This window comes from Rheinheimera sp. SA_1, from assembly GCF_001669775.1.
Classification (GTDB): domain Bacteria; phylum Pseudomonadota; class Gammaproteobacteria; order Enterobacterales; family Alteromonadaceae; genus Pararheinheimera.
In genome coordinates, this window is record NZ_LXWK01000015.1 from 795,005 (window position 1) to 813,412 (window position 18,408).

The window sequence follows — 18,408 nt, forward strand, 5'->3', positions numbered from 1 at the left end:
AGTTATTCAACCAGAGCCATAACATCGTCTGCGATGTCAGCATTGTGATAGACGTTTTGTACATCGTCAAAATCTTCTAACATATCAATGAGTTTAAAGAATTTAACCACGGTATCAGCGCCGATTTCAGCTTTGGTCGCAGGGACTAAACTGACTTCGGCATGTTCGGCCTGTAACCCTGCCCGAGCCAATGCCTCCTGTACATCAACAAAAGCTTCAGGCGTAGTTATCACTTCAAAAGAGCCATCCTCATGCGTGACGACATCATCGGCACCTGCTTCCAATGCTTGCTCCATCAGCAAATCTTCGTTGATCCCCGGTGCAAAACTCAATAATCCCTGGCGGGCGAACATATAGGATACCGAGCCATTGGTGCCTAAATTGCCACCATATTTAGTAAAGGCGCTGCGGACATCGGCAACGGTACGTTTATGGTTGTCAGTCAGGGTTTCGACAATAATTGCCACACCATTCGGGCCATAACCTTCGTACACCAGCTCTTCGAAATTCTCACCGCCGCTATCACCAGCACCACGTTTTACTGCCCGTTCAATCACATCACGCGACAAGTTATTCAGCAATGCTTTGGCAATTGCCGTACGTAAACGCGGGTTACCATCCGGATCCGGCCCTTGCTTAGCGGCAACGGTTAATTCACGAATAAGCTTGGTGAACATCTTCACCTTTTTGGCATCCTGACGCGCCTTGCGGTGCTTCATATTGGCCCATTTGCTATGACCTGCCATGTCGATACTCCATCAAAATTTCGAAAAACTGTCGTTACGGATGCAATGCCCAAAACCTACAGATAAAAACGGCGACTCAGTTGTCGCCGCTTTGAAGCTAAATAGCTGCACACTTCAGCGCGCTGCCGGATCTATCGGTGCGGCGGACTGCACGCGACCTTATTGCGCAGCGTCAGCTTTCACCACGACCGCAATGCCTAAATCCGCTAATTGCTGTGGATTTGCAAAACCAGGAGCATCAGTCAGCGGGCAAGCGGCAGTCGCCGTTTTTGGAAACGCCATCACGTCACGAATTGAGGTTGCACCGGTCATCAGCATCACTAAACGGTCTAAACCAAAGGCTAAACCAGCATGCGGTGGCGCACCGTAACGCAAGGCCTCTAATAAGAAACCAAATTTTTCAGCAGCTTCTTCGTCGCTGATCCCCAGCAACTGGAACACTTTGGCCTGTACATCCGGCGTGTGGATACGCACCGAACCGCCGCCTAATTCAGTACCGTTCAGCACCATATCGTAGGCATTGGATAATAACGAGCCCAATTCCAGCGCTCCGGTTTCAGTGGCTAAAAACGCCGAGGTATCCAGAGGTGAAGTAAACGGATGGTGTACAGCAGAAAAACTGCCATCATCGTTTTCTTCGAACATAGGGAAATCTACCACCCACAGCGGTTTCCAGCCTGGCTGGGTAATGCCTAAATCTTCACCCAGTTTTAAGCGCAGTGCGCCCATGGCTTCACATACCACTTTGGCACGATCGGCACCGAAGAAAATCAGGTCGCCATTTTGCGCGCTGGTACGGCTTAAAATTTCGCTGACGATATCTGCAGTTAAGAACTTAGCGACCGGTGATTGAATACCTTCCAGGCCTTGTGCCACATCGTTTACTTTCAACCAAGCCAAGCCTTTGGCACCGTAAATGCCAACAAAAGCGGTGTAAGTGTCGATGTCTTTACGCGACACTTTCTCGGCAGCGCCTGGCACTTTCAGCGCAACTACACGACCTTTTGGATCGTTGGCTGGGCCTGAAAATACTTTAAAGTCGACTTCTTTTAATAAATCAGCCACATCAACAAACTGCATCGGGTTACGTAAATCCGGTTTGTCTGAGCCATATAAGCGCATGGCTTCCAAATAAGTCATTTGTGGCAAGGTGCCCAAATCGACGTCCAGCATCGACTTAAACATCGACACCACCATCTCTTCGGTGACTTGCATCACCTGAGCAGCGGTCATAAAGCTGGTTTCGATATCGATTTGGGTGAATTCTGGCTGACGGTCGGCGCGTAAGTCTTCGTCACGGAAACATTTAACGATCTGATAATAACGGTCCATGCCGCCCATCATCAGCAGCTGCTTAAACAACTGTGGTGATTGTGGTAAAGCAAAGAACTGGCCTTTGTGCGTGCGGCTTGGTACTAAATAATCACGGGCGCCTTCTGGCGTTGCTTTGGTCAGGATCGGCGTTTCGATATCTAAAAAGCCGTTGCTGTCCATAAAGTTACGGACAAAGCTGGTGACTTTGGCGCGGAATTTTAAGCGATCGCTCATCAGCGGACGGCGGATATCTAAATAGCGGTATTTTAAGCGCTGTTCTTCGCTGTTGTTCTGATTAAAATCAAGCGGTAACGCTGGCGCTTTGTTCAGAATGGTCAAAGCTGAAGCGTAAATTTCCACTTCACCGGTTGCCATATCTTTATTAATTTGTGAGTCAGGACGGGCCCGCACTTCGCCTTTGATTTGTACGCAAAATTCGTTACGAAGTTCTGCGGCAGCAGCAAACATGTCGGTTAAATCTGGATCAAAAAACACCTGCACCAGACCTTCACGGTCGCGCAGATCCACAAAAATCAGACCTCCGAGGTCACGACGACGGTTGATCCAACCGCACAGAGAAACTTGTTGCCCGACGTGTTGTGCGTTCAACAAACCGCAATAATGACTACGCATGCACTGATCCTTTCTACCGGTACTGAAACTTGACACTGAAAATGAGCGCCAATTATATAGAAAAGATGGTTAAAGTCACTGCCCTTGATCATCAAAGCCCGGTTGTTGCGCCCTGACTAAACCGATAACAGCCTTTACCCTGCTGTTTTGCCTGATACATCAGACTGTCAGCAGCTTTCATCATTTGTTGACTATCAATGCCGTTGTCTGGATACAAGGCGATGCCGATACTGGCGCCAACCTGCGCGGAGCACGCCGACAACTGCAGTGGTGTTGATAAGTGCAGCAAAATTTTCTCGGCGACAATTGCCGCATCGTCCCTATCCAGCATGGCAGTAAGCAATATCACAAACTCATCGCCGCCAAACCGCGCCACGGTGTCACTTTTACGCACACAGTGGTTCAGCACATCGGCGACTTTGATCAGTAACTCATCACCAACATGATGACCAAAGCGGTCGTTCACTTCTTTAAAACCATCCAAATCTAAAAACAATAACGCCAGTTTTTCATGATGCCGTGCATGTTGATGCAGCGCCTGCGTTAAGCGCTCTTCCAGTAAATTTCGGTTGGCCAGTTTGGTTAAATCATCATGCGTGGCCATAAACCGCATTTTTTGCTCCATATCGCGACGCAAGCCTATTTCCCGGCGCAGTGACATATTCCAGAAAAACACCAGTGCTAGCAAAAACACCCCAATGCCGACAATTTGTAGAATTAAATCAGCCACTTTGCCTTCATCGACCCCTTGACGGATTTCAACGGTAAACCAGCGGTCGAGAATTTCCGAGCGATCGGCTTCAGTCAGGGTTTTTAGCCCTTTGTCCATAATACGCAATAATTCAGGCCAGTCTTTGCGCACGGCAAATAACGATGGGTAGGTCGGCATATCGGTCGGCAGATGCATCCGCAGATTGCGGTTTTCGGTCTGACGTAAGGCCCGGCCAGAGGAAACTACAGTGTCCACCACAAAATCGGCTTCGCCTCTTTGCAGCGCTTTTATGCCTTCATCGAGACTTTCAACATGCAACAAGGCAATAGTCGGGAAATTAACTTCGAAATATTTAACGATTTGATACTCTTTCATCACAGCAATTTTTTTTCCCTGCAGTTGCTGCAGCTGACTGATTTCTGCAGTGCTGTTGTGGCTAATCAGCGTCCATTGTAACGGCCAGAAATTAAAGCTGAATGCGGCATATTGGCGTCGCTCTGGCAGATCTGACATATTGGCAACGACATCCAGCTGCCCCGCACTAAATGCTTGCTCCAGGTCATCCCATTGCTGAAAAGGCACCGCCACAAAATTGGTCCCCAGCCGCTGATTTAACTTATGCAGCACGTCTTGCGTGACGCCGCTGAACTGGCCGTCCTCGTCAATAAATTCCATCGGCGCCCAATCGGCGAGTACCCCCACTTTTAATTGCGGGTGCTGGCTTAACCAATCTTTTTCGGCGGTGGTTAAAGGAACTTGCTGCCGAAACTTGGCAAAATAGGCAAAGTCACTTTGGTTAATCCAGCGTTTTTCGATGGTTTCCAACTGGTCCTGGGTCAAAGCGGCAAAACCTTGGGCAATTTTATTGGCCAGCATGGTGTTACCTTCACGCACCAGGGCATACAACGGGCTATTAAACCTTGGATAATCAAGCGCTTTATAGGTATCACTCTGCGTAAGCAACAACCGGTGTTGCATTACTAAATCAGAGCCAAAAAAGCCGGCAATTTGCCGGCGTTCAACGGCAAACAACATTTCATCTAACGTATTCACCCGTTGCAATTCCAGATTGGGGAAATCTTTGCGCAGTTGCTGGTAATAACCAGCTGAAGCAAAAATCCCCACCGGCAATTTGACATCGGCCAGACTGGCGACCGGCATATTCTTCGGATAATAAAACGACGAGCTGAAATTATAAACCTGATAGGCCGATTGCAAATCGGTGCCAGACGAAGGCTGCAATGGATAGCCCATATGAATATCGACCCGCCCCTGACTGAGGCTTTTAATCCCGGCACTGCTGATATCCGGCACTATCGCAATCGGCGTCGCGGTTTTTTCTGACCATAAGGTCCACAAATCGACTAACAACCCTTGTGGCTGACCACTTGGGGACACGCCCATTAACGGCTGATTCCCAACCGATAACGACAGCAACAAGGAATCATCGGTGCTGGCGCCACTGAGCCAGCGTCGTTGCAATTTATCGGTTAAATCAGCAGGTAACTGCGTTGCCCACTGCGCCAGTTTTGATGCAAGTTGCACGTCGGATTTGCGCAAACCGTAGGTTAATTCGAGTTTATGCAACGGCAGTTTTTTAAACACCGGATACAGCTGATTCAGCCGTTCGAACTCCGGATATCGTGGTGTGAGACGGTCCATGGTGACAAAAGCTTTGATCTGACCTGCCAGCGCAGCATCAAACATTGCGCTGGTATTTTCGAACGTTTTTAGCGTTAATCCAGGCTGTTTGCTGTTAATGGCTGCAATATTGCCGGAGTTTTTCACCACACCAATAATGTGTGGTGTAAGTTGCTCCAGCGTGTTGACCTGTACTAAGTCCCGATGTAAAAACACATTGCTGTGCACATCGCTTACCACGCCTCCCATCAGGTATTTTTGTTGCCGCTCGGCAGTCACCGCCATGCCACCGATAATATCAACCTGGCCGGAATCCAGTAATTCCATAATATTCGCCCAGTCAACGGCCTGAAATTCAATGTCGAGATGTTGTGCTTTGGCCAGGGTCCGCCACCAATCGACGACCAATCCACCGGGCTGATCCTGTTTGTCCAGATACATGTATGGGTAAGTGTCATTGCTGATAGCAATTTTCAAAGTTACCGGAGCTTGTTGCTGCCCGGCGGCCAATGCAGGACACGTAGCGCTGAGAAAAGTACAGCCCACCACAAACCAGGTCATCCACACACGCCATAACTTCATTGTGATATTCTTTCCTCACTGGCTCAAAGCCAGCAGTGATAACAATTTGCCACCTGCCAATCAATAACTTTTCAGGGAACAACGATGTACTATCTCGGCTGCCCAATGTGGGCGAATCCACGCTGGCGCGACAGCCTTTTTAGCAACGACAGTCAGCCTGCCACTTTTTTATCCCAGTATGGTAGGTTTTTCAATGCTGTTGAAGGAAACACCACATTTTATGCATCACCTTCGGCTGAAATGATTACACGCTGGGATGAGCAGAGCCCTGATACATTCCGGTTTAACTTTAAAGTCCCAAAGTCGATCAGCCATCAAGTTGCGACAGTCGCAGACTTGAACGCCTGGCTTACATTGCTGAGGCCACTTCAGCGCAAAATTGGTTTTATTCATCTACAGCTGCCGGCGAGTTTTGGCCCGGAACAATTACCTTATATATCGTTGTTACTGGAGCAAATTCGGGCCGAACATCCCTGTGCGCTGGAAGTGCGTCATCCGGCGTTTTTTGACAAAGCGCAGCAACAACAGGCATTACATCAGCTACTCAGAGCCACTCACACCGAGCGGTTATGTCTCGACAGCAGGGCATTGTTTTCTGTGCCAGCTGACACCGCCGCAATGATCGATGCACAGCAGAAAAAGCCGCGGCTGCCGGTACATGCAATCGCACTTACTTCTCAGCCAGTGTTTCGTTTTATCGGTCTGGACGATTTGGCCGCAAACCGGCCATTTTATCAGCCTTGGTTACAAAAAATGCAGCAGTGGTGTAGCCAAGGTTTTACCCCTTACGCCTTTTTTCACACCCCGGACAATGCGCAGGCGCCTTTGTTGGCAAGGCAATTTGCGGTTGATTTTTTACAACTATCCGGCATATCCCATCCAGTCTTAGCACCATGGCCTGTCTCGACGATTGCATCACCAAAACCACAGCTGCAGCTGTTTTAACTTTAGGTTGGTAGCCCAGCGGATAATCAGGTGACAGGGTTACGATGCGGCGGTGAAATCGGTTAAACTAATGCATTATTGCCGCTCAGCCCTGATTTTATTATGCAAAAAGATTTTATTTACGCCGAGCCTTTGGCTCAGATCCAGGATTTTTGCTTTGACGCTACGGTCGCTGAAGTATTTCCGGACATGATCCAGCGCTCGGTGCCGGGTTATCAGACCATTATCCAAACCATCGGCAAACTGACACAAAAGTATCAACAGCCGGACAGCCGTTATTATGACTTAGGCTGTTCGTTAGGTGCAGCCAGTCTCGCCATGCGCCGCCAACTGACTGATGCCGGTAGCCGGATTATCGCGATTGACAACAGCCCGGCGATGGTCGAGCGTTGTCAGCGACACCTGCAATCATTCCGCTCGGAAGTGCCGCTCGACGTGCTGCTTGCCGATATCCGCGATGTCGAAATTTCCAATGCCGCCATCGTCGTCAGCAATTTCACCCTGCAGTTTTTGCCCAAACAACATCGCGATGAGCTGGTCGCCAGGATTTTTCAGGGGTTAAAACCCGGCGGGATTTTTATTTTGTCGGAAAAAATTGTACTGCAAAACCAACAAACTCATGAATTACTAATTGATTTGCATCATGACTTTAAGCGCGCTAATGGCTACAGCGAATTGGAAATCAGCCAAAAACGCAGTGCATTGGAAAATGTGATGTTGCCTGACACTATCGATGAGCATCAGCAACGTTTTCAACAAGCTGGCTTTGACAGCAGTGTGGTTTGGTTTCAGTGTTTTAATTTTTGCTCAATGGTCGCAATCAAAAATCCGGCCAGTACAAATCCTGCAATGACAGATCCGGAGCCAGCCAATGCTTGAATTTAATAAGTTCTATGGCGAAATAGCCCAAAACGCTTTGCATAAATGGTTAGAAGTGTTGCCAGCACAATTGGCTAGCTGGCGCAAAGAAGCACTGCATGGCGATTTTAAGCAATGGCAAAAAGTACTGGCCAACTTACCTAAAACCACGACTACTGCAATTGAACTTGCCACAGAAGTCAGCTTTGGCAGCGCAGATGAACTGTCTGCTGGCGCCAAACAACAGTTAGAAGTATTACTGAAACAACTGATGCCATGGCGCAAAGGGCCTTTTACGCTGCACGGCTTGCAGATTGATACCGAGTGGCGCTCTGATTGGAAGTGGGATCGGGTGTTACCTCATTTGGCGCCGCTGCAACATCGGCTGGTGTTAGACGTCGGTTGTGGTAGCGGTTATCACCTATGGCGGATGCGCGGCGCCGGTGCCGAATTTGTGGTTGGTATCGACCCAAGCCAGTTGTTTTATGCGCAGTTTGAAGCGATTAAACATTTTAATCCGGATCCAAAGGTACATTTAATTCCGATTGGTATCGACGAGATGCCGGTATTAAAAGCCTTTGATACCGTGTTTTCGATGGGCGTGTTATATCACCGCAAATCGCCAATCGATTTTCTACAGCAGTTAAAGAATCAGTTGCGTCCGGGTGGCCAATTAGTACTGGAAACACTGGTGGTCGAAGGTGATGCCAGCACAGTGCTGGTGCCGGGTGAACGTTACGCCAAGATGCGCAATGTCTGGTTTATTCCAAGTTGCGAAGCATTGCTTGGTTGGTTACAGCGGGTTGGTTTTAATGATGCCAAAGTGGTTGATTTAAATCAGACTTCATTGGAAGAGCAGCGTAAAACCAGCTGGATGGAAAATGAAAGTCTGGTTGATTTTCTTGACCCGACTGATCATAGTAAAACCATCGAAGGTTATCCGGCTCCACTGCGAGCAGTCATTATTGCAACTGCCTGATTGGCAAAAGGAGAATTATGCCGTACCGGCCAAAATCGACTTTGGAACAATGGCGCATTTTGCAGGCCGTAGTCGATGCCGGCGGTTATTCTCAGGCTGCTGATCTATTAAATAAAAGCCAATCCAGTCTCAATCATGCGGTGGCAAAACTACAAAACCAGCTCGGTGTCGAATTGCTGCAGGTGATTGGCCGCAAAGCTTTTTTAACCGAGGCCGGTGATGTGATGCTGCGCCGCTCAAGGATTCTGACGCAGCAAATTGAAGACTTAGAACTGCTCGCCGCCAGTATTGATATGGGTTGGGAGCCGGAAATTCGTATCGCGGTAGAGCTGGTTTACCCAAAAGAATATTTATATCAGGCGCTGGCGCTGTTTCACCCGCAGAGTCGCGGCAGTCGGATCCAAATTATTGATACGGTGATCACCGGCACCACCGAAGTCATTCTGGAAGGGAAAGCCGATTTAGTCATAGCTGCAACAGGAGTGATCCCTCGCGGCTATTTGGGCGAACCGATTTATGTTGCCCACTTAATTCCGGTGATTGGTGCAGCGCATTTATTAGCTCAGCATAAGCAACTGGATTTAGATGAACTTAGCCAACATCTGCAAATTGTGATCCGGGATACCGCCAGCAAACCAATGGAAGGCCCGGGCGGCTGGCTCAAAGCCGAACAGCGCTGGACCGTCAGTAATTTTTATGAAGCCATTGAAATCATTAAAAGTGGCATCGGCTTTTGTTGGTTGCCGGAGCATCTGGTAAAAAACCTGATTGCCGAAGGCGTGTTATACCGGTTGCCACTGACACAAAGTTCAGAGCGATTGGCCCCAATGTCACTATTAACACCTAAAGAAGAAAAATTAGGGCCGGGCAGCCGGCAACTCCGTCAATTGATCCTTGCCATTCATGGCAAAACAGGAAGTCCGCTATGAGCACTCAACCAGAACTTGATACATTAATGCAGCAATGTGCCGCCGATGCGGTGCAATTCGCCGCGGAAGAATACCAAATCAACCTTGATTTCAGTCTGGAAAGCCTACTACTGGTCGACAGCCTGTTGTCGCGGTTACATGAAGTGAATCGTCTGCAACGCTTCAGTGACGAGCACATGTTTACCCTGTGTAATATTTTTGCCGCTTATGTCGGGCAAATATTTATCAACGTCGTTGGTGGGGAATGGATCCATCAAAAAGCCGATGAAACAGCACCTTACGTCAGTTTGAACTACAACAACCGCGAGTTTCCATTGGCATCACTGTGTTATCACAAAATCAGCAAAGATCATAACCTGAGCGTGCGGGATTACATCAGCAAGGCGATGAGCAATGTAATGCAATAACCTTTTGATAACAGGGGCTTGAATCTGTCTATGGTGAGTGGGATTCATCTGGTGCCCCTGGTGTTGAGGTCAATAGCTACAAAGATAAACTGCGCCAGCCGAGCCTTAATCCTTTTGTCTGACGGCAGAACAGGGTAAAATGCGGCGGATTTTTTGACCCGTATTCATTTTTGCCATCGAGGATTACCGTGAGCGAACAAAAAACTTCGTTAAGTTACAAAGATGCAGGCGTAGATATTGATGCTGGTGAGGCTTTAGTCGACCGGATCAAAGGTGCAGTTAAACGTACGACCCGCAAAGAAGTAATTGGTGGCCTCGGTGGTTTTGGCGCTATGTGTCAAATCCCAGCCGGTTATAAAGAGCCAGTCCTGGTATCGGGCACTGACGGTGTAGGTACCAAGTTACGACTGGCCATCGACCTCAACCGTCATGACAGCGTTGGTATCGACTTAGTCGCCATGTGCGTTAACGATATCGTGGTTCAAGGCGCTGAACCGTTGTTTTTCCTCGATTACTACGCCACCGGTAAATTAGATGTTGATGTAGCGGCCAGTGTGGTCAATGGTATCGCCGATGGTTGTGAACAATCAGGTTGTGCCCTGGTTGGCGGTGAAACTGCTGAAATGCCAGGCATGTACCATACAGGCGATTACGACATCGCCGGTTTCTGTGTTGGCGTGGTCGAAAAAGCCGACATCATTGATGGTTCTAAGGTCAAAGCCGGTGACCAAATCATCGCTCTCGCCTCTTCTGGCCCACATTCCAATGGGTTTTCACTCATTCGTAAAATTATCGAAGTCAGCGGTCAAACGCCGGATGTTATGCTGGAAGGCAAAACCCTGGCCGACCATTTAATGGCGCCGACCCGCATTTATGTGAAAAACTTGCTGGCACTGATTAAAGCCGTTCCGGTACATGCACTGTGCCACATCACCGGTGGCGGTTTCTGGGAAAATATTCCACGGGTATTACCAGAACAGACCAAAGCAGTTTGTAACGAGCAAAGTTATCAATGGCCGGCAGTTTTTGACTGGTTGCAACAACAAGGCAATGTCACCCGTCATGAAATGTACCGCACCTTTAATTGTGGTGTGGGCATGATCGTGGTGGTAAGTGCCGACAATCTGGCTCCGGCACTGCAATTCCTGCAAGATGCGGGCGAAACTGCCTGGCACTTAGGTGAAATTCAAACTGCGGCTGAAGGTGAAGCGCAGGTTGTGATCCCTGGCGTAAATGCATAAACCATTATGAAATCAATTGTTGTACTGATTTCAGGTAGTGGTTCAAACCTGCAGGCCATTATCGATGCTTGTGCGGCTGGCTTTATTGCCGGTCGCATCAGCGCCGTCATTTCGAACAAGGCCGGGGTTTTTGGGCTACAACGCGCTTTAGAAGCGGACATTCCAACTGTGGTGCTGGACCATAAAACCTTTCCTGATCGGCAAAGTTATGATGCGGCATTACTACAGAGCATCGATAGTTTTCAGCCTGATTTAGTGGTGCTGGCCGGTTTTATGCGTATTTTAACACCTGAATTTGTCGGGCATTATCAAGGGCGATTATTAAATATTCACCCTTCGTTATTGCCAAAATATCAGGGTTTGCATACGCATCAGCGTGCATTGGACGCCGGTGATACGCAGCATGGTTGCAGCGTGCATTTTGTCACGGCGGAACTCGATGGTGGACCTGTGGTATTACAGGCTAAAGTCCCTATTTTTACCGGGGATGATGCGACGATAATTGCCGAGCGTGTACACGAACAGGAACACCAAATTTACCCACTTGTGGTCCGTTGGTTTTGTCAGGGACGTTTACAACAGCAGGCAGATAAGGCATTGTTGGATGGCCAGATTTTATCAGACCATGGATATGCCGACGATGATGATCACGACAATTCATAAATGGCGCCTGATGGCGTCATTTTTTTGCCTCGCCATTCCACAAGTGTTTGCCGCACAAAATACTGCGGTTGCCACAGAAGCAACAGCGAAGCCTGCCGCTCAGGTTCCGGTGGCGGTCAGTACCGATGCAGCCATTGGCTTTAAGCCCTTTGAAGCCAGTTATCAGATTTTACGTTCAGGTAAAAAGCATGGCGAAGCATCGCGTTATTTAAAACGGGATGGTGTCGGCTATGAACTTGGTTATAACAGCAAAATCAGCTGGTTGGTCTTCAAAGATGAACGTAAAGAACGCTCACGTTTTGTGATTGAACAAGGCCGGCTCAAACCAAGCCATTATTTAATGCAACGTTCTGGCACTGGCCCCAGCCGTCATTATGAACTGAGTCTTGATTGGGCGCAGAAGCAGTTAAAAACGGAAAAAAAGCAAGTCGTCAAACAAATTCCATGGAATGACCAATGGCTGGATATGTTGAGTTTCCATGGCCAGATTGTGTTGGATATTCAACAAGGCAAAACTGATTTTGTTTACGACGTACTTAACCGCCATGGTGAAAACCGCACTTATAAATACAAAGTGGCTACCGAAGAATGGCTGTCTTTGCCTTATGGCAAGGTCAAAGCAATCCGCATCGAACGGTATGGCCAAGGCCCTGATAAACAGGTGTATGCCTGGCTGGCACCAGAGCTGGATTATCTGTTGGTTCGATTGTGGCAATCAGAAGATGATGTTGAGCAATTTGATGTGCAGCTGAGTCAGTATCAGCCGCAGTAGTTTTGCATTTGATACCGTTCAAAACCCAATTCAGACAACAATAGGTTGAACTTACAGCAGTTCAACCTGTTCTCCTGCTCTAAACAAACAAGCTTCGCCAGGTGCCATCGCCTGCCATTGCTCGTTGGTGGTTAAAGGCAAGGTTGCGACTATCGTTACCACATCGTTAGGTGTGGTTTCCTGACTGAAATCAATATCCACATCCACATCTGATAATTTCGCTGTGCCAAATGGTGCGCGGCGGGTGATCCAATGCAATTTGGTACTGCAATAACAAAACAAATATTCGCCATCAGATAACAACAAGTTAAATACACCTTGCTGCTTTAACTGGTCAGAGAGCTTTTTAATCAGGCGGAACAGCTGCTTACGTGCAGGTGGTTTATCAGGATAGCGCGCTGCCAGCTCCGATAGGATAAAGCAAAATGCCGATTCACTATCCGTGGTGCCAACCGCTTTAAAGCGCCCCTGCGCCAGCGATTTGTAGTCTTTCAGCTGACCATTATGGGCGTAAGTCCAATAACGTCCCCACAATTCGCGGGTAAACGGGTGAGTGTTCTCAAGTGCGACCCGACCGCGATTAGCCTGTCGCACATGCCCAACAACCACATTACTTTTAATCGGGTAGTCGGTCACTAGTTTTGCCACTTCCGATTGATGGCTGGCCTGTGCATCTTTAAAAGTGGTCACCCCCTTCCCCTGATAGAAAGCTATGCCCCAACCGTCCTTGTGCGGACCGGTATTACCACCCCGCTCTCTCAGGCCTTTAAAGCTAAAACAAATATCGGTCGGCACATTCGCCGACATCCCAAGCAGTTCACACATATATTTATTTGATTGGAAGTTTCTATTTAATATGCCCTGAGGTTAGCAGTGTTCCGTTCAACTTCACAACCCTCAACCTGCCGTTTTGGCCGTAAAAACAATAATGCACAGGTCTATACCCAAAATCATTGGAGATTCGGGTAGGCGACGAGCACGTGAGGCCCTAGGAGCATAGCTGTTCTATGTGACTGGGGCGAATGAGCGAAGGCAACAACCCCGAATCTTCAATGATGACGGGTATGACCAGAAAAGTTGACACTGAATCAACTACACTACAGCAGGAATCACTTGCATCTTCGGCCAATCCACTTTACGCTAACCCGGTTAGTGGTCAGACCTCTTATCTGGAGATAATTATGGATGTGTTAATCTTTATCGCTGCATTGCTGGTAGCAATCGGCATTTTGGCCTATCACCGGGCCAGTCTTACATTATTTACCGGCGCTATCGCCGCTTTGCTCGTCGCCGGTACCTTTGCCGGAACTGTAGGGATTTTTAGTTGGCTGATTTTTGCAGCAATCACCATTCCGCTGAATATCGCCAGCATTCGCCAGCAACATATCACCAAACCGCTGTTAAAACTTTACCGCAAAATCATGCCGGAAATGTCGACCACGGAAAAAGAAGCTATTGATGCCGGTACCACCTGGTGGGAAGGCGATTTGTTTCGCGGCAACCCGGATTGGCACAAGCTGCACAATTTTCCAAAACCGCGACTGAGTGCTGAAGAACAAGCATTCCTTGATGGCCCGGTAGAAACACTGCTGGCGATGGTTGATGACTGGCACACCACGCATGACCGCGCCGATTTAGCACCGGAAGTGTATCAATATTTAAAAGATCAGGGCTTCTTCGCCATGATCATCAAAAAGCAGTATGGCGGTCTGGAATTTTCAGCGTTCGCCCAATCTTGTGTTCTGCAAAAATTAACCAGCAAAAGCATGGTTTTATCCAGCGTAGTTGGCGTACCTAACTCGCTTGGCCCAGGCGAATTGCTGCAGCACTATGGCACCAAAGAGCAGCAGGACCATTACCTGCCGCGTTTAGCCAAAGGCTTGGAAGTTCCTTGTTTTGCGCTGACTTCACCGGAAGCTGGTTCTGATGCCGGTGCTATTCCGGATTTCGGTATTGTCTGTAAAGGTCAGTGGCAAGGCGAAGAAATTCTCGGTATGCGCCTGACCTGGAACAAACGTTATATTACGCTGGCGCCTATTGCCACTGTACTGGGATTAGCCTTTAAGTTGCAGGATCCGGACAAATTGCTCGGTGATAAAACTGATTTAGGTATTACCTGTGCGCTGATTCCAGTAAGCACCCCTGGCGTGAAAATTGGTCGTCGTCATTTCCCATTAAACGTGCCATTCCAGAATGGTCCGACCCAAGGCGAAGATATTTTTGTGCCACTTGATTACATTATTGGCGGTCCGAAAATGGCCGGTCAAGGCTGGCGGATGCTGGTCGAATGTTTATCGGTTGGCCGCGCTATTACCCTGCCGTCGAACAGTACCGGTGGCATCAAAGCCGCTGCGATGGCGACCGGCGCTTATGCCCGTATTCGTCGTCAGTTCAAATTGCCAATCGGCAAAATGGAAGGCGTGGAAGAAGCAATGGCACGGATTGGCGGTTACGCTTATATGGCCGACGCCTCTACAACCATGTCAGTTGGCTCGATTGATTTAGGCGAAAAACCGTCGGTGATTTCAGCTATCACCAAATACCACATGACTGAACGGATGCGTCAGGCAGTGATTGATGCGATGGATGTGCATGGCGGTAAGGGCATTTGCATGGGCCCGACCAACTATTTAGCCCGTGGTTATCAGGGTGCGCCGGTGGCAATTACTGTTGAAGGCGCAAACATTCTGACCCGCAATATGATTATCTACGGCCAGGGCGCCATTCGTTGCCATCCATATGTCCTTGCAGAGTTACAGGCTGCGCAGCTGGATGACGAACGTGCTGCAGTAACCGCCTTTGACCGCGCATTATTCGGCCATATCGGTTTTAGCATCAGTAACTTCTTCCGCACTTTCTGGTTATCGCTGACCAACGCTGCCTTTTCGCATGCACCGGTTAAAGATGAAACTGCTGCTTACTACAAGCAAATGAATCGCTTCAGCGCTTCACTGGCATTAATGTCAGATATTGCGATGGCAACTATGGGCGGTGACTTAAAACGCCGTGAGCGGATTTCAGCCCGTCTTGGTGATATTTTGTCGATGTTGTACCTGACTTCAACCATTTTGAAAAAGTACCACGATGAAGGTCGCCAGGTGCAGGATTTACCGCTGGTGCAATGGGGCTGTGAAGACAACCTGGCTAAAGCACAGCTGGCGCTGGACGAATTGTTCGACAACTTCCCGAACCGGATTGTCGCAACAGTGCTAAAACGCGTGGTATTCCCTTGGGGCCGCTTGCTGCGTCGTCCAAGTGACGCGCTGGATCACAAGGTTGCCCGCATCATGCAAACGCCTTGTGAAGCACGTACACGCCTTGGCAGCCACTTGTATCTGACGCAGGAGCCGAACAATCAGTTAGGTCTGCTGGAAAAAGCCCTGACCGACATTCTGGCCGCCGAGCCGCTGTTTGATAAAGTGGTGCATGCTGCGAACAAGCGTCTGCCATTTTACCGCTTAGGTGAAGTGGCCGATCTGGGTCTGGAGCTTGGTGTACTAAGTCAGGCTGAAGCAGAAAAACTGCGGATTGCTGAAGCCGGCCGTTTGCATGTGATTAATGTTGATGACTTTGATCCGCTGGATCTGGCCGCTGACAAGTCGCTGTTTGATGCCAAACCCGCCTGCAAGACTGAGCAAGCTGCTTAAACGAGCTCAGATGATACAGCGGGATCAGAAGTTTTAAGATGACTAGCCGGCCAAAGTGCCGGCTTTTTTTATGCCCGGATGTCGGCGTCACCAAAACTCTGGTTTTTCCTTTTTTGTCGACTATGCTAATTAATAAATTCGGGACAGGATGTCACAACAATGTTCAAGTCTTGGTTCGCGCCCGCCCCCCGCTATCGCATGCATTTAGCCCATCAGATCATCGATATTTCACCTAACCAGACGGTACTGCAAAGCGCGCTGCTGCACGGTGTGAACATTCCGCATGGTTGTAAGGCCGGTGGCTGTGGCATGTGCAAATGCCGGCTGATTAGCGGCAAGGTCGAACAGATCATTGAAAATACTGCAAAGCTAACTTCGACCGAACTGAACTCCGGCATTATCTTCGCTTGCTGCAGTGTTGCAAAAACCGATCTGCAGCTAGAGATTATTACGGATTCGGTGACGATTAGCACGAGTCGGGATCAGGCGCCAGCCAGGGTTTAACGGCGATAAAGCAATTTGTTGCAGCAGTTGCAACCAATTGAAGAAGTAACAAGAACATAGCTGCAATTAGAATAAAACGATGAATTGAAAATAAAATTGAGCAGAAACTTTTGGAGGGAGAATGGTCGGTGATGCAAGATTCGAACTTGCGACCCCTTGGACCCAAACCAAGTGCGCTACCAAGCTGCGCTAATCACCGACTATGAACTCTTTGATATTTTTTAGAACTTATTTGGACTTTTCTGGATAAAAGTCCTGAACTGAATGGGGTGGCTGATGGGGCTCGAACCCACGACAACCGGAATCACAATCCGGGGCTCTACCAACTGAGCTACAGCCACCACGGTCTCAATTCAAACATATCTTTAAGTTAATGGCGCGTCCGATAGGACTCGAACCTATGACCCACGGCTTAGAAGGCCGTTGCTCTATCCAGCTGAGCTACGGACGCAACAAGTGCAGTCACAGAGCGCATACCAACTTAAAGATGGTCGGTGATGCAAGATTCGAACTTGCGACCCCTTGGACCCAAACCAAGTGCGCTACCAAGCTGCGCTAATCACCGACTGAGTTACACTAGTGCAACGGGGCGCAATATTACAACCCGACCCCGTATGCGTCAAACGTTTTTTTAGTGAAAAAAACTGTTTGCCTATAATTTGAACCTTCCGGCAGTTTTCTGCTGCAAAAGCATGCAATTTCACTGATTTTACAGAAATTTCCGCCGCGCCAACCATTGTACTTGGCGCATTGTCGCCTGCTGTGAGAAAATACGGCAACTTTTCAGATTTGGATCAGAGGCGCTTCATGGCAGCACAAATTATTGACGGTAAAGCAGTTGCACAAGCGACCCGCGGACAAGTGGCACTGCGCGTGCAACAACGACTGGCAGCTGGAAAACGCGCACCAGGCTTAGCCGTGGTGTTAGTGGGAGCCGATCCGGCCTCGCAAGTGTACGTTGGCAGTAAACGCAAAGCCTGTGAAGAAGTCGGTTTTGCCTCCTTCTCTTATGATTTACCCGCCGATACCAAACAACAGCAACTGTTCGATTTGATTGACCAGCTAAACGCTGATACCAGCATCGACGGCATTCTGGTGCAATTGCCGTTGCCAGCAGGCTTAGACGCTTCCGCCATTCTGGAACGGATAAATCCACTCAAAGACGTCGACGGCTTCCACCCTTATAATATCGGCCGTTTGGCACAGCGGATGCCGGCACTGCGCCCTTGTACTCCGAAAGGCATCATTAAGCTGCTGCAGAGCACCGGTGTACAAATCCGTGGTATGGATGCTGTTGTGGTAGGCGCATCGAACATTGTCGGCCGCCCAATGGCGCTGGAGCTGTTATTAGCCGGCTGCACCACCACCATCTGCCACAAATTCACCAAAAACCTGGAACAACAGGTACGACGCGCTGATTTACTGGTGGTTGCAGTTGGTAAACCTGAGTTTATTCCTGGCGATTGGGTAAAACCTGGTGCGTTGGTGGTTGATGTGGGTATTAACCGGCTGGATTCCGGCAAGTTAGTCGGCGATGTCGAATTTAGCAAAGCGGTTGAACATGCCCGTTTTATCACACCAGTGCCTGGTGGTGTTGGCCCGATGACGGTGGCATGTTTGATAGAGAACACGCTGGAAGCCTGTGAGCAGTTTCACGATTTGAGCTAGTCTGCTGCAAAAACAAAAGCCATAAAAAAACGCGGTTTCGCGTTTTTGTTTTTTTACTTTCAGTAAAAGCGCTATATACCCAAAATCATTGACGATGCGGGATGGCCACGGTGGAACCGCGACGAGGGAGTGAGACCGCAGGAGCATAGTTAACTATGTGACTGCGG

At 48.8% G+C, this 18,408-nt stretch carries 15 protein-coding genes and 4 tRNA genes; 11 read left to right on the forward strand and 8 right to left on the reverse strand.

The genetic code is table 11. The features are described from left to right. Window positions 1-2: 2 nt before the first annotated feature. The 3 genes from A5320_RS10905 to A5320_RS10915 form a co-directional block, all read right to left on the reverse strand. Window positions 3-746, reverse strand: coding sequence for a YebC/PmpR family DNA-binding transcriptional regulator (locus A5320_RS10905; RefSeq protein WP_068064237.1), 744 nt, complete (start codon window positions 744-746; stop codon window positions 3-5). A gap of 159 nt (window positions 747-905) precedes the next feature. Beyond that, window positions 906-2,693 (reverse strand): aspartate--tRNA ligase, encoded by a 1,788-nt coding sequence (gene aspS, locus A5320_RS10910; RefSeq protein WP_068064239.1) that lies wholly within the window; start codon window positions 2,691-2,693, stop codon window positions 906-908. 91 nt (window positions 2,694-2,784) lie between these two features. Next, on the reverse strand, window positions 2,785-5,628 hold the full coding sequence (locus A5320_RS10915) for a transporter substrate-binding domain-containing protein (protein WP_082971683.1): 2,844 nt from the start codon (window positions 5,626-5,628) through the stop codon (window positions 2,785-2,787). 84 nt (window positions 5,629-5,712) lie between these two features. Between A5320_RS10915 and A5320_RS10920 the strand changes: the two genes are divergently transcribed. From A5320_RS10920 to A5320_RS10955, 8 genes are all read left to right on the forward strand, one after another. Beyond that, the gene (locus A5320_RS10920) at window positions 5,713-6,573 is read left to right on the forward strand and encodes a DUF72 domain-containing protein (RefSeq protein WP_068064245.1); all 861 of its coding nucleotides are present in this window, start codon (window positions 5,713-5,715) and stop codon (window positions 6,571-6,573) included. Between the two features lie 102 nt (window positions 6,574-6,675). Beyond that, the gene (cmoA, locus tag A5320_RS10925) at window positions 6,676-7,452 is read left to right on the forward strand and encodes a carboxy-S-adenosyl-L-methionine synthase CmoA (protein ID WP_068064247.1); all 777 of its coding nucleotides are present in this window, start codon (window positions 6,676-6,678) and stop codon (window positions 7,450-7,452) included. Next, window positions 7,445-8,410, forward strand: a complete 966-nt coding sequence (gene cmoB / locus A5320_RS10930; protein ID WP_068064248.1) for a tRNA 5-methoxyuridine(34)/uridine 5-oxyacetic acid(34) synthase CmoB — start codon at window positions 7,445-7,447, stop codon at window positions 8,408-8,410. Before cmoA ends, cmoB begins: the two co-directional genes overlap by 8 nt. A gap of 17 nt (window positions 8,411-8,427) precedes the next feature. After that, on the forward strand, window positions 8,428-9,339 hold the full coding sequence (locus A5320_RS10935; protein ID WP_068064250.1) for a LysR family transcriptional regulator: 912 nt from the start codon (window positions 8,428-8,430) through the stop codon (window positions 9,337-9,339). After that, the gene (locus tag A5320_RS10940; RefSeq protein ID WP_068064252.1) at window positions 9,336-9,746 is read left to right on the forward strand and encodes a hypothetical protein; all 411 of its coding nucleotides are present in this window, start codon (window positions 9,336-9,338) and stop codon (window positions 9,744-9,746) included. The genes A5320_RS10935 and A5320_RS10940 overlap by 4 nt, the downstream gene beginning before the upstream one ends. Before the next feature lie 188 nt (window positions 9,747-9,934). Further along, window positions 9,935-10,987, forward strand: coding sequence for a phosphoribosylformylglycinamidine cyclo-ligase (purM, locus tag A5320_RS10945; protein WP_068064253.1), 1,053 nt, complete (start codon window positions 9,935-9,937; stop codon window positions 10,985-10,987). Window positions 10,988-10,993: 6 nt separating this feature from the next. Next, window positions 10,994-11,650, forward strand: a complete 657-nt coding sequence (gene purN / locus A5320_RS10950) for a phosphoribosylglycinamide formyltransferase (RefSeq protein ID WP_068064254.1) — start codon at window positions 10,994-10,996, stop codon at window positions 11,648-11,650. Next, window positions 11,592-12,422, forward strand: a complete 831-nt coding sequence (locus A5320_RS10955; protein ID WP_068064256.1) for a DUF3108 domain-containing protein — start codon at window positions 11,592-11,594, stop codon at window positions 12,420-12,422. The genes purN and A5320_RS10955 overlap by 59 nt, the downstream gene beginning before the upstream one ends. Window positions 12,423-12,473: 51 nt before the next feature. Here A5320_RS10955 and A5320_RS10960 read toward each other — a convergent pair whose 3' ends face one another. After that, window positions 12,474-13,247: a class II glutamine amidotransferase gene (locus A5320_RS10960; RefSeq protein WP_068064258.1), complete on the reverse strand. Its 774-nt coding sequence runs from the start codon at window positions 13,245-13,247 to the stop codon at window positions 12,474-12,476. Window positions 13,248-13,603: 356 nt separating this feature from the next. Between A5320_RS10960 and fadE the strand changes: the two genes are divergently transcribed. Together fadE and A5320_RS10970 are read left to right on the forward strand one after the other, a co-directional pair. Continuing rightward, on the forward strand, window positions 13,604-16,069 hold the full coding sequence (gene fadE, locus A5320_RS10965) for an acyl-CoA dehydrogenase FadE (RefSeq protein ID WP_068064259.1): 2,466 nt from the start codon (window positions 13,604-13,606) through the stop codon (window positions 16,067-16,069). 159 nt (window positions 16,070-16,228) lie between these two features. Further along, entirely contained in the window at window positions 16,229-16,573 is a 345-nt protein-coding gene (locus tag A5320_RS10970; RefSeq protein WP_068064260.1) for a 2Fe-2S iron-sulfur cluster-binding protein, read from the forward strand. A 122-nt stretch (window positions 16,574-16,695) separates the two neighbouring features. Here A5320_RS10970 and A5320_RS10975 read toward each other — a convergent pair. The 4 genes from A5320_RS10975 to A5320_RS10990 all read right to left on the reverse strand — a co-directional run bounded on the left by A5320_RS10975 (window position 16,696) and on the right by A5320_RS10990 (window position 17,138). Further along, window positions 16,696-16,772: transfer RNA gene (locus tag A5320_RS10975), tRNA-Pro, on the reverse strand. 66 nt (window positions 16,773-16,838) lie between these two features. Continuing rightward, a tRNA-His gene (locus tag A5320_RS10980) sits at window positions 16,839-16,914 on the reverse strand. Window positions 16,915-16,947: 33 nt separating this feature from the next. Continuing rightward, window positions 16,948-17,024 (reverse strand) — tRNA-Arg (locus A5320_RS10985). A gap of 37 nt (window positions 17,025-17,061) precedes the next feature. Continuing rightward, a tRNA-Pro gene (locus A5320_RS10990) sits at window positions 17,062-17,138 on the reverse strand. Window positions 17,139-17,380: 242 nt separating this feature from the next. Here A5320_RS10990 and folD point away from each other — a divergent pair. Continuing rightward, window positions 17,381-18,241, forward strand: a complete 861-nt coding sequence (gene folD / locus A5320_RS10995) for a bifunctional methylenetetrahydrofolate dehydrogenase/methenyltetrahydrofolate cyclohydrolase FolD (protein WP_068064262.1) — start codon at window positions 17,381-17,383, stop codon at window positions 18,239-18,241. Window positions 18,242-18,408: the final 167 nt, after the last annotated feature.